Origin of the sequence: Nostoc sp. ChiQUE01b (assembly GCF_034531255.1) — a bacterium.
Lineage (GTDB): Bacteria > Cyanobacteriota > Cyanobacteriia > Cyanobacteriales > Nostocaceae > Nostoc.
The window spans coordinates 70,221-83,447 of record NZ_JAVRBM010000006.1 but is presented as its reverse complement, the minus strand read 5'-3'; the positions used below and the strand labels follow the sequence as shown (position 1 = coordinate 83,447).

The 13,227-nt window shown below is 40.2% G+C and carries 15 protein-coding genes and 2 pseudogenes; 10 read left to right on the top strand and 7 right to left on the bottom strand.

The annotated features are described in order from the left end of the window. The first annotated feature begins 136 nt into the window (after positions 1 to 136). Positions 137 to 1,222: a glycosyltransferase family 4 protein gene (locus RMY63_RS06180; protein ID WP_322727960.1), complete on the top strand. Its 1,086-nt coding sequence runs from the start codon at positions 137 to 139 to the stop codon at positions 1,220 to 1,222. 87 nt (positions 1,223 to 1,309) lie between these two features. Here the strand turns inward: RMY63_RS06180 and RMY63_RS06175 are convergent, their stop codons facing one another. Continuing rightward, positions 1,310 to 2,941, bottom strand: a complete 1,632-nt coding sequence (locus RMY63_RS06175) for a DUF655 domain-containing protein (RefSeq protein WP_322727859.1) — start codon at positions 2,939 to 2,941, stop codon at positions 1,310 to 1,312. Positions 2,942 to 3,158: 217 nt separating this feature from the next. On the opposite strand from RMY63_RS06175, the gene RMY63_RS06170 reads away from it, so the two are divergent. Further along, positions 3,159 to 4,328: a cysteine desulfurase family protein gene (locus RMY63_RS06170; protein ID WP_322727858.1), complete on the top strand. Its 1,170-nt coding sequence runs from the start codon at positions 3,159 to 3,161 to the stop codon at positions 4,326 to 4,328. A 182-nt stretch (positions 4,329 to 4,510) separates the two neighbouring features. Continuing rightward, a complete protein-coding gene (locus RMY63_RS06165) occupies positions 4,511 to 5,071 on the top strand; it encodes a Uma2 family endonuclease (RefSeq protein ID WP_322727857.1) in 561 nt (186 codons plus the stop codon). 105 nt (positions 5,072 to 5,176) lie between these two features. Here RMY63_RS06165 and RMY63_RS06160 read toward each other — a convergent pair whose 3' ends face one another. Together RMY63_RS06160 and RMY63_RS06155 are read right to left on the bottom strand one after the other, a co-directional pair. Next, entirely contained in the window at positions 5,177 to 5,437 is a 261-nt protein-coding gene (locus RMY63_RS06160) for a type II toxin-antitoxin system RelE family toxin (RefSeq protein WP_292816205.1), read from the bottom strand. After that, on the bottom strand, positions 5,437 to 5,652 hold the full coding sequence (locus RMY63_RS06155; protein WP_322727856.1) for a hypothetical protein: 216 nt from the start codon (positions 5,650 to 5,652) through the stop codon (positions 5,437 to 5,439). Before RMY63_RS06155 ends, RMY63_RS06160 begins: the two co-directional genes overlap by 1 nt. 671 nt (positions 5,653 to 6,323) lie before the next feature. On the opposite strand from RMY63_RS06155, the gene RMY63_RS06150 reads away from it, so the two are divergent. Both RMY63_RS06150 and RMY63_RS06145 read left to right on the top strand, forming a co-directional pair. Then, positions 6,324 to 6,536: a hypothetical protein gene (locus tag RMY63_RS06150; RefSeq protein ID WP_322727855.1), complete on the top strand. Its 213-nt coding sequence runs from the start codon at positions 6,324 to 6,326 to the stop codon at positions 6,534 to 6,536. An 18-nt stretch (positions 6,537 to 6,554) separates the two neighbouring features. After that, positions 6,555 to 6,761, top strand: a complete 207-nt coding sequence (locus RMY63_RS06145; RefSeq protein WP_322727854.1) for a hypothetical protein — start codon at positions 6,555 to 6,557, stop codon at positions 6,759 to 6,761. A 140-nt stretch (positions 6,762 to 6,901) separates the two neighbouring features. On the opposite strand, the gene RMY63_RS06140 is transcribed toward RMY63_RS06145, so the two are convergent. Together RMY63_RS06140 and RMY63_RS41695 are read right to left on the bottom strand one after the other, a co-directional pair. Further along, positions 6,902 to 7,588, bottom strand: a complete 687-nt coding sequence (locus RMY63_RS06140) for a calcium-binding protein (protein ID WP_322727853.1) — start codon at positions 7,586 to 7,588, stop codon at positions 6,902 to 6,904. 47 nt (positions 7,589 to 7,635) lie between these two features. Beyond that, a pseudogene (locus tag RMY63_RS41695) lies at positions 7,636 to 8,034 on the bottom strand (transposase DNA-binding-containing protein); the annotation flags it as partial. Between the two features lie 176 nt (positions 8,035 to 8,210). Between RMY63_RS41695 and RMY63_RS06130 the strand changes: the two are divergent. Further along, a pseudogene (locus RMY63_RS06130) lies at positions 8,211 to 8,468 on the top strand (ACP S-malonyltransferase); the annotation flags it as partial. Positions 8,469 to 8,530: 62 nt separating this feature from the next. Here the strand turns inward: RMY63_RS06130 and RMY63_RS06125 are convergent. Next, positions 8,531 to 8,653: a hypothetical protein gene (locus RMY63_RS06125; RefSeq protein WP_322727851.1), complete on the bottom strand. Its 123-nt coding sequence runs from the start codon at positions 8,651 to 8,653 to the stop codon at positions 8,531 to 8,533. A gap of 2 nt (positions 8,654 to 8,655) precedes the next feature. Between RMY63_RS06125 and RMY63_RS06120 the strand changes: the two genes are divergently transcribed. From RMY63_RS06120 to RMY63_RS06105, 4 genes are all read left to right on the top strand, one after another. Continuing rightward, positions 8,656 to 9,243: an AAA family ATPase gene (locus RMY63_RS06120; protein ID WP_322727850.1), complete on the top strand. Its 588-nt coding sequence runs from the start codon at positions 8,656 to 8,658 to the stop codon at positions 9,241 to 9,243. A gap of 235 nt (positions 9,244 to 9,478) precedes the next feature. After that, positions 9,479 to 9,709 carry a DUF2281 domain-containing protein gene (locus tag RMY63_RS06115; RefSeq protein ID WP_322727849.1) on the top strand — a complete coding sequence of 77 codons (231 nt, stop codon included), beginning with the start codon at positions 9,479 to 9,481 and terminating at the stop codon, positions 9,707 to 9,709. Further along, on the top strand, positions 9,706 to 10,092 hold the full coding sequence (locus tag RMY63_RS06110; protein WP_322727848.1) for a type II toxin-antitoxin system VapC family toxin: 387 nt from the start codon (positions 9,706 to 9,708) through the stop codon (positions 10,090 to 10,092). Before RMY63_RS06115 ends, RMY63_RS06110 begins: the two co-directional genes overlap by 4 nt. Positions 10,093 to 10,159: 67 nt before the next feature. Further along, complete coding sequence (locus RMY63_RS06105; protein ID WP_322727847.1) at positions 10,160 to 10,729, top strand: Uma2 family endonuclease; 570 nt, start codon at positions 10,160 to 10,162, stop codon at positions 10,727 to 10,729. A 418-nt stretch (positions 10,730 to 11,147) separates the two neighbouring features. Here the strand turns inward: RMY63_RS06105 and RMY63_RS06100 are convergent, their stop codons facing one another. After that, positions 11,148 to 13,157 carry an ABC transporter ATP-binding protein/permease gene (locus RMY63_RS06100; RefSeq protein WP_322727846.1) on the bottom strand — a complete coding sequence of 670 codons (2,010 nt, stop codon included), beginning with the start codon at positions 13,155 to 13,157 and terminating at the stop codon, positions 11,148 to 11,150. Between the last annotated feature and the right edge of the window lie 70 nt (positions 13,158 to 13,227).

Genomic DNA, 13,227 nt, shown 5'->3' with positions numbered 1-13,227 from the left:
CTTAAAATTTAAAGGGAATTGTTAATAAGTTTAGTATCTGAAGTTACTTTCTGATCCAAAGCGAATCAATTACAAGCACTAAAACGACAGAAATAAAAAACTTCTAATTCAATTTTTATTTTTTAGGAGGTTTATGATGCGAATTGCTCAAGTAGCTCCACTATGGGAAAGAGTTCCACCTCCAGCTTATGGTGGTATAGAGTTAGTAGTAGGGTTACTAACCGATGAATTAGTCCGACGCGGACATGAAGTAACTTTATTTGCATCGGGAGATTCTATTAGTTTGGGAAAACTAACTTCAGTTCATCCCCGCGCTCTCAGACTCGATCCTACTATTAAAGATTACAGCATTTACGAGATGCTGAATCTAGCTTCTGTTTATGAACGCGCAGAAGAGTTTGATATTATTCACTCTCATATTGGACATGGAGCGCTGGCTTATGCAAATCTTGTCACAACTCCTACGGTTCACACGTTGCACGGTACTTTTAACCCTGATAATGAAAAAATGTTTAGTTTTGGTAAGAAACAACCCTACGTGAATATTTCCAATGCACAACGAGAACCAAGGTTAGGGTTGAACTGTATAGCGACGGTTTACAACGGAATTGATGTTAGCAGCTATGAGTTTTACTCCCAACCAGAAGATCCCCCTTACTTAGCATTTTTAGGTCGGATATCTCCAGAGAAGGGAGCGCACTTAGCCATAGAAATCGCCAAAGAAACTGGTTGGCATTTAAAAATGGCAGGTAAGATAGATGTCGTTGATGTGAAATACTTTGAGAAGGAAATTAAACCGCACATTGACGGGGAGCAAATTGAGTATCTGGGTGAAGCTAACCATGCTCAAAAAAATGCTCTGATGGGTGGTGCAGTAGCAACTCTATTTCCGATTACTTGGCGGGAACCATTTGGATTGGTGATGGTAGAGTCAATGGCTTCGGGTACGCCAGTAATTGCGATGAAATTGGGGTCTACTGAGGAAGTAATTTCTCAAGGGAAGACCGGTTTTCTCTGCAATAATATTCAAGAGTGCATTAGTGCTATTGATCGCGTCATCGAGTTAGACCGCTCTGCCTGTCGTCGGTATGTCGAAAACCTTTTCAGCGTTAAACACATGACTGATGGCTATGAGGCAGTTTATCAACAAATAATAACAGAACGATTTTCTCAGAATGGGCATTTCCGCAGTTTGGTTAATTTAGCTAGCGATCGCATTTAGATTTCGCTTTTGTGTAATACTAGAAAAAAATTCGCGGCTACACAAACAAAGCCCACCTCCGTGGGCTAAGAAAAAATGCTGGGCGCTTTACCAAGTGATGCGAGCGTTCCATTTATCCAACATCTTAGCACTCACTCCTGGAACTCTTTCTAAGTCTTGTAAAGATGTAAATTTTTGCTGTTGACGACTAATAATTATTCGCTGTGCTAACTTCTTACCCACGCCAGGGAGAGTTGCTAATTCTTCTAAACTTGCGGTGTTGATATTGACTTTTTGAATTGCTTGTAACTCAGTTGATGCAGAAGTTTTTATCTGAGGACACCGTGTTTGTTCTAATTTAATTTTTTCTTGAATTGCTGGTGGTAAGCCCGGTTTAACTTTGGTATAAAGACGAGCAAATTCTCGCACATAATGGGCAGCAACTATTGAATTTTCAATCACTACAAGTGTCTCGTCGTTACCATTATTGGCCGCATCTGACCAATTATGAGAACCTGTAATTACTGTTTGACTATCAATAACACTAAATTTGTGATGCAATAAATCGCCTTTGGGTAATACAGGTACACCTACGGTAGTAATTGGATTTGACCAAGGATGATTGTCAATTTCATATTTACATTTATTACTCAGAGCAACCCCCATCATATCTAAGGCTTCGCTGTAAGAACGGTAAGCGAATTGTGGTTCAATTAAAGCGCGAATTTCCACACTTTGTTGATGACGTTTTTCTAAAATATTGCCAAGACGCTGTTCAGAAAAGACAAATAATGCCATATCAATAGACTTGGTTGCTGAATCTAAAGTTTTACCAATTAAACCATTACTACTGTTATTCCAAGGTTGAGTTGGAGAAGTAGGTGAAAATTGTACAGTAATTTTGGTATTACCTAAAGTGATTTGTTTAGGTAAACGCAGCGGTTTTTTTAAACCAAATCGACTATCTGGTTGACCTCCCGGCCCATCTCCCCACATAATATTAAACTCTTCTGTAAATGAAGATGCTAATTCTGGGCTGTCAATCTGCAATAAATTATTGGCATTGCCTAAACTGCTAGAATTTGTAAAATCACCAGAAGTATCACTTAATGTAAAATTAGCTGAAGTGATAATTACAAGACGATTGTCCACAATCACAAATTTATGATGCATCAAGCTGCTACCCGCTGAACCATCTGCTCGATCGTCTAGCCAGGGAATTTTGGCATTCTGCAAAATCATCAAAGCATCTCTTTGATTAATTTCGGCTGAACTGAGTTGATTATCTTGGTTAATATCGATAAATTGGCGAAATTCGTTGTAACGTTCCTGTTCTCTTTTATCTAACTTACCTACTTCAGCAGATGTTAAGCTACTCCCAGGTCGGCTATAGGTATTTTCTAAAATGATTCTGACTTTGACCCCAGCTATTTGTCTATCAACCAATGCTTGGGCAACTCTGGGTAAACGTAGTTCTTGCACCGCCACATCTACTGTAGATTTAGCTTGCGTAATAGCATCGACAATCTGTTTTTCTAAATCATCCCCAAGGCGAGTTTGCTGACGGTAAGCTTCTTGGTATTCTGAAGACTCAGAATGATTAAAGTAAACTTGAATTAACGGGTCTTGTGATAAAGGTGCTGAACGCTGATTGTAGGATTGGACTCGTTGACAACCAGCGAGAGAAAATATCAGTAAAAAGATAGATAAAAAATATCTTTGTCTAGAGATAAGTTGCACTGTAATCTGTTAAAAGTGGATTGAGAGTGGATATATTTATCATTCCCAAAATTTTGCGTTCTCAATTAAGTAGAGAAATAAGTTTCCAAATAAAGGGAAAAATCCACTATTAGATGTAAAATTACAGATATTTTTTTCAGGATTTGTCCACTAAAACTGTATATACTGACAAATCCGTAGTCTATCACTAACGTGTGTTCTCACTATTATCGGTTATATGCAAATTTATCTAGATTACAGCGCCACTACTCCGACTCGAAAAGAAGCGATCGCAATTATGCAAACAATCCTCACTCAACAGTGGGGCAATCCCTCCAGCTTACATGAGTGGGGACAACGGGCGGCAACGGTTTTAGAAGAAGCCAGAGTCCAAGTTGCTGGTTTAATTAACGCTGCCACTCCTGAATCGATCGTTTTTACTTCTGGCGGCACTGAGGCAGATAATCTAGCAATTATGGGTGTGGTTCGGTTGTATGCTGTTCCTCAACATCTAATTATTTCCAGCGTTGAGCATTCTGCAATTTATGAGACAGTACGGTTGTTAGAAATATGGGGTTGGGAAGTTACGCGCTTATCTGTAGATATTAAAGGCAGAGTCAACCCCTTGGATTTAAAAGCGGCGTTACGACATAACACAGCCTTAGTTTCGATAATTTACGGTCAAAGTGAAGTTGGGACTGTGCAACCAATTGAGGAACTGAGTAAGATAGTGCGATCGCATGGTGCTTTATTCCATACAGATGCAGTGCAAGTTGCAGGACGCTTACCCATAGATGTGCAACAACTCCCAGTAGACTTACTTAGCCTTTCCAGTCATAAAATATATGGGCCGCAAGGTGCAGGGGCGTTGTACGTGCATCCTGGTGTGGAATTGATGCCTTTACTCGGTGGTGGTGGACAAGAAATGGGACTGCGTTCTGGTACGCAAGCAGTACCGGTAATTGCCGGATTTGGTGTAGCAGCAGAATTAGCAGCGCAAGAATTAGCTACAGAAACACCACGGTTAATTCAGTTACGCGATCGCGCCTTTGCCCAATTAGCTGAAATTCCTGGTTTAATTCCTACAGGGGATACTTGCGATCGTTTACCTCACCATGTCAGTATGTGCCTAGAAAACGCCGATGGCGAAAAACTTAGCGGTAAAACCTTGGTACGACAGTTAAACCTTGCTGGCATCGGCATCAGTGCTGGTGCTGCTTGTCACAGTGGTAAACTTAGCCCTAGCCCGATATTGTTAGCAATGGGCTATTCAAAAAAAGCTGCTTTAGGCGGAATTCGGATCACATTGGGGCGTGATACTACCGAAGCTGATATAGATTGGACGGTGATGGTGTTGAAGCAAGTTTTGCAAAGGCTAACACCAGATTTATCTTTAGTTAAACGTTGATTGCTCATAGTTACAGTTCCTTTTAGTGCAATTAAGTTACTATTTCACCTTTAGCCTTCCCTGAATGTGCGTAGGCGTAGCCCGTCGTAGACATCGCAATTCGGGAATTATTGCGAAAAATCTGAGAGGCGATCGCATTAAGCATCTGCGGGATAAAATGTTAGGACGTTAACGTGAATCTTATGCTCACCAATATTCGCCTAATTAGTGTTCAAGAATATCACCAAATGGCGGAAACGGGGATTTTTCATCCTGAAGAACGCTTAGAATTAATCGCGGGACAAATCATCAGAATGTCAGCAAAAGGAACTGCTCACGAATCAGCAATTACCCGCACAGAAAGGTTATTACGTCAATGTTTGGGTGACAAAGTTTTATTAAGAATCCAGTCACCAGTGCAACTTGATGATTATTCAGAACCAGAACCAGATATTTCAGTGGTGAAGCTGAATCCATTAGATTATGAGGATCACCATCCCAATGCTTCTGAAGTGTTTTTACTGATTGAAATAGCTGATTCCAGTCTCAAATACGATCGAGAAGTAAAAGCGATCGCTTATGCTAAGTCAGGCATTATTGAGTACTGGATTTTAGATGTCAATGGACGCAAGTTGTATATGTATCGTCTCCCCAGTCCAGATGGGTATCACAGCGAGAGCATACTTGCAGAGAATGTGACAATTTCACCTTTAGCCTTCCCTGATTGTGCGATCGCAATTCGGGAATTATTGCGAAAAATCTAGGAGGCGATCGCATTAAACATCTGCGGGATAAAATGCTAGGACGTTAACGTGAATCTACTGAGTCCTTAATTGGAGTGTAATTGAGGGGAAACTGATGATTGATTGTTAATTGTAAATATCACGGCGATGCCCAACTTGATGAATTGTGATGAGTTGTACTTCAGTATCAAAGGAATAAATAACTCGGTAGTCACCAATTCTGAGTTTGAACAAACCGCTTAAATCAGCACTCAAAGGTTGAGGGGTTAAGTCCTCAAAGTTCTCAGACAACCAGCGAATTTTACGCAGGATGCGCTCTTGAATAGTTGAGGTGAGAGTTTCAAACCCGATAGTCGCCTCTGATTTAAATTCGATCTCGTAGCTCATTACCAGGTGAATCCCAGGTTTTTTGCTACTTCCTCAGCAGGGATTCCACGTTCTCCAGATTGAGTACGTTGTAGGGAGTCAAGTAGTTGCTGTTTCACTTCTGGTCTTATTTGTTTGCCTTCATCAGGATCAACCATTAGAGATTGAATTGTTTCGGCAACAGTTTCCTGAATCAAAAGCTTGAGTTCTTCGATGGTCATGTCTTTGACTTGCATAGGGGATGATGGTTAGTGAAAACAAAATTACTCTTACTGTTTTACCTGCTATTGTGGCATATTGCGGCGATTAAGGCGGTATAACAAACCGCTTGCACATCGCCAGAGAACATCTGCGGGATAAAATGCTAGGACGTTAACGTGAATCTTATACTCACGAATCAGCAATTATATCGTGTCCGGTTGAAGACTTATCGACCGCAGGGAGTAGGGAGTAGGGAGCAGGGAGCAGGGGGAAAGAGGGTTTTCCGGTTTCTGCATAGATGACAGGAATTATAACTAATTAACCGGACATGATATTACCTACACACAAAGGTTATTACGTCAACGTTTGGGTGACAAAGCGCTCAACTTGCCGCCAAGAAGCGATAATGGATAAGATGCCATTTACGTTTTAAGAGTGTGGTAGCCATGACTGAGTTAGCTTGAGCGTGCGTAGGCGTAGCCCGTCGTAGACATCGCCAGAAAGCATCTGTGGGATAAAATCTTGGGATGTTAACGTGAATCTTATACTTACGAATCAGCAACTACCCTTACAGAAAGGTTATCTCTTAGCTGACAAAGCGCTCAACTTGCCGCCAGGAAGCGATAATAGATAAGATGCCATTTACGAACCAGAACAGATGGTCTTGCTATAATGCTTTCAGAATTCTAACTTTTAGTAGATCCCTATGACCTCCCAGCAAGTTGAAGAACGCTCTCAACAACTCGAAGCGCGAGTTGCAATTTTGGAGACAGAACTGGCACAAATGAAACAGATGCTCTATGGGTTTGTCCAGAAAAAATCTTTTTGGTGGTTGGAAGTCGCAGGTAGCTTTGAAAACGATCCTACTTTTGAGGAAGCAGTTCGCTTTGGACAAGAATGGCGGAAATCTGCTGAGTAAGGTTGCTAATACTGCAAGATGTATATTCTTGACACCGACCATCTCAGTTTCATCCAACGCAATGGACAAGAGGGAAAGCGAATCCTGACAAGGCTGGCAGCCGTTGAAGAGGTTGAAATTGCAGTGACTGTAATTACCTACGAAGAACAAGTTAGAGGTCGGCTCAGTGTTCTATCTAGGGCGAAAACTCCAGATGAGCAAATTTTAGCGTATCGAGGGCTATAGCAACTCGCAACAGATTATCGTTCGATTGTGATTGTTCCGTTTACCATAGAAGGCGTACATCACAGTATGTTGGGGCAATCAGACGAAGTTTGCCTCAACATGTTCAATCTCTCGGTTGTGGTTGACTTAACACACGGTTTCTAGAAAATGGTGATGGTATAATTGGAAACGAAGAAATAACCGGAAACTGTCGCAATCTGAGTGTCTTCAACGAACAGTGCGCCTGTACTGAAGTTGGTCGTAACCGCATCGAGAGAGTCTATATCTATTCCGAAACCTTCGGCGGAAATCCAAATCTGATCAGTGAAATTGAAGTCAGTGATGGTATCAATTCCTTCATCTGGGGAATTAAAGTAAAATCTATCGGCACCGTCTCCGCCTGTAAGTATGTCCTTGCCCAAGCCTCCAACTAGGGTGTCATCACCGTCTCCGCCTGTAAGTATGTCGCTGCCCAAGCCTCCAACTAGGGCGTCATCACTGGCATTACCTTGTAACACGTCATTGCCATCATTGCCAATCAGGCTATCATTGCCAGCGCCACCGAAAAGGTTGTCAGCACCCGCCCCACCTTCTAAGGTATCATTACGGGTGCCGCCAGTCAGCACGTCGTTGCCATTATTGCCAATCAGGCTATCATTGCCAGCGCCACCGAAAAGGCTGTCATTACCACTACCACCAATTAAGATATCGTCACCAAAGCTGCCATTCAGGGTGTCATTACCAGACGGGCTATTAGCATTGCCACCCCTAGCCCATCCATATAATGTGTCATTTCCCGAAGTTCCATTTCTTGTGTCAGAACCTGTGGTGCCGTAGATAATTGCCATTTTTGTTTTTTCCTAACTTTCCTAATTGATGTTCAGGGTAAAAGTCAGCTTATCACATTTGCAGAAATTCCTTTAATTGTCGCCGCAAATGTTGAATGTACTTTTAATCCTGATGATTTTCTGTGGTCGAGATAACCAACACCACTTGTTGCTGGGTGGTTTGTTAAGTCTATATTTGTTGTGTCTTGAATTGCTCATATTACTTGATGTTCTTTGATTCTTTTAATTGTGCTTTTGATGTGGGCATTTCTGATATCTGATCGCTGAAAATATGGTGAATTCCAAAAATCATACACTGCACTTGTCGCTGCTATATCTCCACAAGCTTGTGGTACGCTACTGGCTGGTTGGGATGCTAAATCTTCCACAATACGTACTAGCCGTTTGTTTCTCCTAGCATCCCCTAAGTCTGCTGCCTGTAATTCTGACTCTGCCCATTTTTGCATGATGCATCATCACCCGAAACTATACTTTCTCTCAAAACTATACCCATCAACCGTTTCAGTCTAATTTTAAGTATTTTGTCTATTTGTTAAGAAAGATCCGGGTAATGGATAGCCGCTTGCGGGGAGGGGTTGGGGGTGGGGTGTTTTTATTATGGTCAATTCGACGGACATGATATGACAGGGTTGTTTGGCGATTAGCTTAGGAAAATCAGATGATTTTGCTTACAGCTAATCGCAGCATGAAAGGGAAAGATTCGCTCGAACAAGTCATACGTGAAGAAAATACCTTAGCATCGTTACCCGTAATTACGATTGGCAATGCCGATCGACTGCTAAACGACTCTGAATATCGAGGTCAGTGTGTTGAAAGTCTGATTGAAATTGTGCTTGATATTGATAGTTATCGAGGTGCAAGGCGAATCTTCATCCCCTAATGTGGTTAACTATTCGTTCATTGCGATCGCATTAAACATCTGCGGGATAAAATGCTAGGACGTTAAGAGGATGTGACAATTTCAGCTTTAGCTGCAATTTGGGAATTATTGCGAAAAATCTGAGAGGCGATCGCCAATATAAAATCAATGCTAGGTTGTAGTCGATGTGAGAAAGCCACTGTCACGCATGATCATTTGGTTGAATGGAGCCTTTGGGGTTGGCAAAACTCAAACTGCCTTCGAGATACACAGTCGAGTCCCTAGTAGTTTTGTGTTCGATCCTGAACAAATTGGTTTTGCGCTTCGTAAAGTTGTACCGCCATCAATGCATAGAGACTTCCAGGATCATCCGATGTGGCGTGAGTTTACTTACCAAGCTTTACGGTATGTTGCAGAAAGCTTTGCAGGAGAAATTATTGTTCCAATGACCGTAGTTAATCCGCTCTACTACGAGCAAACTGTAGGAATGTTACGTAAAGAGGGATTTCAGGTGCATCATTTTACCCTACTTGCTTCTCGCAACACGGTTTTGCGTCGGTTGCGTCGGCGTGGTGATGGAAGCAGTTCTTGGGGCGCGGCTCAACTTGATCGTTGCATAAAGTCCTTATCTGATGAGAGGTTTTCAGTTCATCTCAACACGGAGGGTAAAGCAATAGAGGCTGTTGCAGAGGAAATTGCTAATTATGCAGGTCTTGATCTCAAACCTTTAACTTGGCATCCAATCTTACGTCCTCTGAAACGGATGATTGTGCAGATACGCCATATTCGCTTCTAGTCAGTCAATTGTGGCGATCGCTTAATTTGCTAAACATCTGAAAAGCACATATCACTTCTAACAAGCATCATCGCCTACAATAGCAATTCTGACACAGTGTGCGTAGGCGTAGCCCGTCCTAGACATCGCCCATTTGTACCGACAAGTGCAGTTTGAAACCGAAGACACCGAAAAATAAAATCCCTTCCAAAAATTCCCCTAAAATTATAAGCAGGAGAACCTCTCAGGATAAATCATGGCTATTGATGCAGAAATTTTACAAACACTAAAGCAAATGCCAGAGTCACTTAAACAAGAACTCTTGCATTATGCAAAATATTTAGTTGAGAATTATTCAAAGGCTGTTTCCCAGGAAAGTTTACAACAACAAAAGCATCGATCTGGCATCTTAAAAGGAACTTTTGTTTTACCTTTGCCTGATGACTTTGATGAACCTATCGAAGTTTTTAAGGAATATATGGAATGAGTGGTTTCCTTTTAGATACTCATGCTTTTATCTGGCTAACTGAAAATGACTCCAGCCTTCCAGATAATCTGAGGATGATCATCAATAGTGCAGATATCGTTTATCTCAGTATCGCTAGTCTTTGGGAAATTGCCATCAAGTTGAACCTTGGGAAATTATCACTTCAACAGAGCTATGAAACAATAGGTTCTGCAATCGACGCTTCAGATATCCTCATAATTCCGATATCTTTTGCCGATACAGTTCAAATTCGGAATCTCCCGCTACATCATGGCGATCCATTTGACCGAATGTTGATTGCACAGGCTATCAATCACTCCTTAATTATTATTAGCAGGGATAAAAAATTCGATGCTTATTCTGTTCAGAGGATGTGGGAATAGTCATACTAAAAGAGAACGCCCTTTTTTCGTTATCCTAAATAAAGTGAATCATTAAGAGATCGCACCGATGGTTGCTTTACCCGACAACATTTTGATGAGTGCAGAAGAATATCTGATTTGGGAACCCACCCAAGAGGAACGCTACGAGTATTGGGATGGCGAAGTTGTGATGATGAGCGGTGGTACACGCAACCATAATCGGGTTTGTCTAAATTTCTTTAAACTTCTAGACGATGCCCTAGCCGATCGCACCTGTGAAGTTTACATTGTAGATGTGAAAGTGCAGGTAGAACCAGGGCAAAAATATTTTTATCCAGATGTGGTAGTGACTTCCGATGAACGCGATCGCGATCCACAATTGGTACAATTTCCCTGTTTAATTATCGAAGTGCTATCACCTTCAACGGAAGCAGTTGATAGGGGAAAAAAGTTTGCCAAATATCGCCAATCTTCAACCTTGCAAGAATATGTATTAGTACAAGTAGCTCAACCGGGTGTGGAAGTGTTTCGGCGCAATGAACAAGGGAAATGGGTACTGTCGGAGTATAATTCGGATGAAATATTGCGACTGGAATCGGTGGATGTAGAAATAGCGATCGCTGATTTGTACAGACAAGTACAGTTTGAAACTTTATGAAAATATTTGACACTGTAAAAATATACATTACGGGTTTTTGCGATCGCATTTAGATAATTTTACCCTTGACTGCGAATCCAGCTAATAATTACTTAAGTAGTAACAAATATATTATACTTATAATCATTGCCATAAAAATGGCTTCTGCAAGCCATAAAACTTCTTCAGAAGCCATTTTACCCTGATGTAGAAATCTAAAAAAGTTGTATAATTTGAGCGCCTACAAGTATTATTCTATCGTTAGCTATTCAGCACTGTTGAAAAAATAAAGTTGTACAATTTCATCATTCTACCATCTAAAAACAAAGAAAAAAGTTGTATAATTTTGCAAAGGTTTTCCCTGTAAGGATTTGGGAATATTTGCTTCAAAATTCAGTGGCGATCGCATTATCTGGCAAACTCAAGATGTTGATTCAGGCTAATCCATAACCCATTTCAATACTTTAGGGTCTTTGTTGTAGCGATAAATAAAGCCGTCATTAGTAATGATAGACTCTCCTTTGCTTGCCTTACTTCTAATAGTGCTAAGGGAATAGGATGTTAGTGCATTCATTTCCTTATGGGAAAGCTCTTCGCCTGTACTGTTCTCTAATTTGGTTTGGAATTTATCTTTAAAAAAACTATCTATTTTGAGTGGAGTATTTCCGGTAGTTTTAGTAATGCTTGTGTTTTGATTTCGATAATCTTGCACGGTCATAAGTTGCCAACTAGAATCTTGTGAAAGTTCTAAAACCCATTGATGATAATCAAATAAACTTTCCCTATGCCCAACACTAATAAACGTTGTTTTCGTCTCTTGCAACTGTTGATATAGACTTCCTTCATTCTTCAAATCCAAAGCACTAGTTGCTTCATCTAATATAGTAAAGCTGGGATGAGTAACTAGCAGTCTTGCAAAGGCAAGGCGTTGTTGTTCCCCCACTGATAATATGTTTTCCCAAGGAACTTCTGTATCGAAGCCATCAACTCGACTTAGTAAGTTTTGCAGATTAACTTGTTGCAAAAATTTTTTGAGTTCTGCATCGCTTATTTGACGATTTGTATTAGGATAAAGCAACTGTTCACGCAAAGTCCCCAAGATTATATAAGGGCGTTGAGGTAAAAATAAAACTTCTTCTAATGGAGGTCGCACCAGACGACCAGTCCCCGCATTCCACAAACCGGCGATCGCTCTTAACAGAGAACTTTTACCTCGACCACTGGGCCCAATAATCAGTAAACCTTCTCCTGGTTGAACAGATAGTGATAAATCTTCAACAATTATCTGCTCATAGTTGGGCGTTTGTAAAGTAACATTCTCAAAAGCGAGATGATTTTCTTCTATAGTTTTAATAGTATTAACATTTTCCGGTTGTTTAGTTACTGATTCTAAAGCATCTGAAAACTCAGATAAACGCTCAACATAACTAGAAAATCGCCCGGAAGTTCCAAATTCATTAATTAATTCTGCCAAAGCCATAGCAAAAAGATTACAGGATAAAGCAGCTTGGCTAAGTTCTCCAAAATCTATTTCACCTTTAATGTTTAAAGGACCAAATACTATAAATGGTAGTATTTGAATTACAGCTTGATATCCTCTATTAAAAATCTCTTTATTTTTTTCCCAATCAATCTTGCGTTTAGCATTTTTTATTAAATTACTAAATCGGCGGTTAATAATATTTAATTCTTGGTTTTCTCCTTGAAAAAAAGCTACTGATTCAGCATGATTGCGGACATGAGTTAGGCAATAGGTGTAATCAGCTTTCGATTCAAGTTCTTCTTGACTAATCTTATTTAATTCTTGAGTCAAGTAAACGGCAATCAAATTGCCTACGATTGTATAAACAACTAAAATCATTGCAACTTGAGGAGAGATTGACCAAAGAATTATTAAAAATACCGTCATCTCCAGTACTTTCTCTAATAAAGTAGCTGAAAAGCTGAGAGCATTACTAGCAATGGGTTCGATTTCTTGAGATAAACGTTGATCTGGATTATCAATATCAGATTTAAAGTTTATTTTGTAATAGGCTCGATTACTTAAATATTTTGATAATATATGGTTATTTAGCCATTGGTACCAATCGAGAGCAATTTTTTTTCTAACAGATTTAGTAAAACCTACAAAGAGCGTTGCTAATACGAGAACTACACCATAAAGTAATAAGGCATCAAAAAACTTAGGAAGATCCTTCTCTTTAATCATGAGATCTAGTAAATAGCGCTGAATGAAGCTATTAAATACATTTACTCCTACAAGTGTAATTATTAATGAGATTAGGAGAATGAGCATTCCCCATACGCGAATCACATCTGAAAATGCTCTTTCTCCTGCTTTTGTTGGGTACCAGTAAGGCCCTGTGACCGCTTTGACATTTTTCCAAAATTGAGTAAAAGCTGAATAAGTATTGTTTAAAGATTGGTTTTGAACTACTTGAGTTGCCATATTATGGAAATAAACTGAAGATTTTACCTAATAAGTAAGATGAAAGTAGTGTTAGACTCGCCTCAACTAT

Excerpts from the sequence above, each read along its gene's own strand:
- RMY63_RS06140 (WP_322727853.1), bottom strand. The coding sequence starts at position 7,588 with ATGGCAATTATCTACGGCACCACAGGTTCTGACACAAGAAATGGAACT.
- RMY63_RS06150 (WP_322727855.1), top strand. The coding sequence starts at position 6,324 with ATGACCTCCCAGCAAGTTGAAGAACGCTCTCAACAACTCGAAGCGCGA.
- RMY63_RS06120 (WP_322727850.1), top strand. The coding sequence starts at position 8,656 with ATGATCATTTGGTTGAATGGAGCCTTTGGGGTTGGCAAAACTCAAACT.
- RMY63_RS06145 (WP_322727854.1), top strand. The coding sequence starts at position 6,555 with ATGTATATTCTTGACACCGACCATCTCAGTTTCATCCAACGCAATGGA.
- RMY63_RS06180 (WP_322727960.1), top strand. The coding sequence starts at position 137 with ATGCGAATTGCTCAAGTAGCTCCACTATGGGAAAGAGTTCCACCTCCA.
- RMY63_RS06115 (WP_322727849.1), top strand. The coding sequence starts at position 9,479 with ATGGCTATTGATGCAGAAATTTTACAAACACTAAAGCAAATGCCAGAG.
- RMY63_RS06165 (WP_322727857.1), top strand. The coding sequence starts at position 4,511 with ATGCTCACCAATATTCGCCTAATTAGTGTTCAAGAATATCACCAAATG.
- RMY63_RS06155 (WP_322727856.1), bottom strand. The coding sequence starts at position 5,652 with ATGCAAGTCAAAGACATGACCATCGAAGAACTCAAGCTTTTGATTCAG.
- RMY63_RS06170 (WP_322727858.1), top strand. The coding sequence starts at position 3,159 with ATGCAAATTTATCTAGATTACAGCGCCACTACTCCGACTCGAAAAGAA.
- RMY63_RS06105 (WP_322727847.1), top strand. The coding sequence starts at position 10,160 with ATGGTTGCTTTACCCGACAACATTTTGATGAGTGCAGAAGAATATCTG.
- RMY63_RS06110 (WP_322727848.1), top strand. The coding sequence starts at position 9,706 with ATGAGTGGTTTCCTTTTAGATACTCATGCTTTTATCTGGCTAACTGAA.
- RMY63_RS06160 (WP_292816205.1), bottom strand. The coding sequence starts at position 5,437 with ATGAGCTACGAGATCGAATTTAAATCAGAGGCGACTATCGGGTTTGAA.
- RMY63_RS06100 (WP_322727846.1), bottom strand. The coding sequence starts at position 13,157 with ATGGCAACTCAAGTAGTTCAAAACCAATCTTTAAACAATACTTATTCA.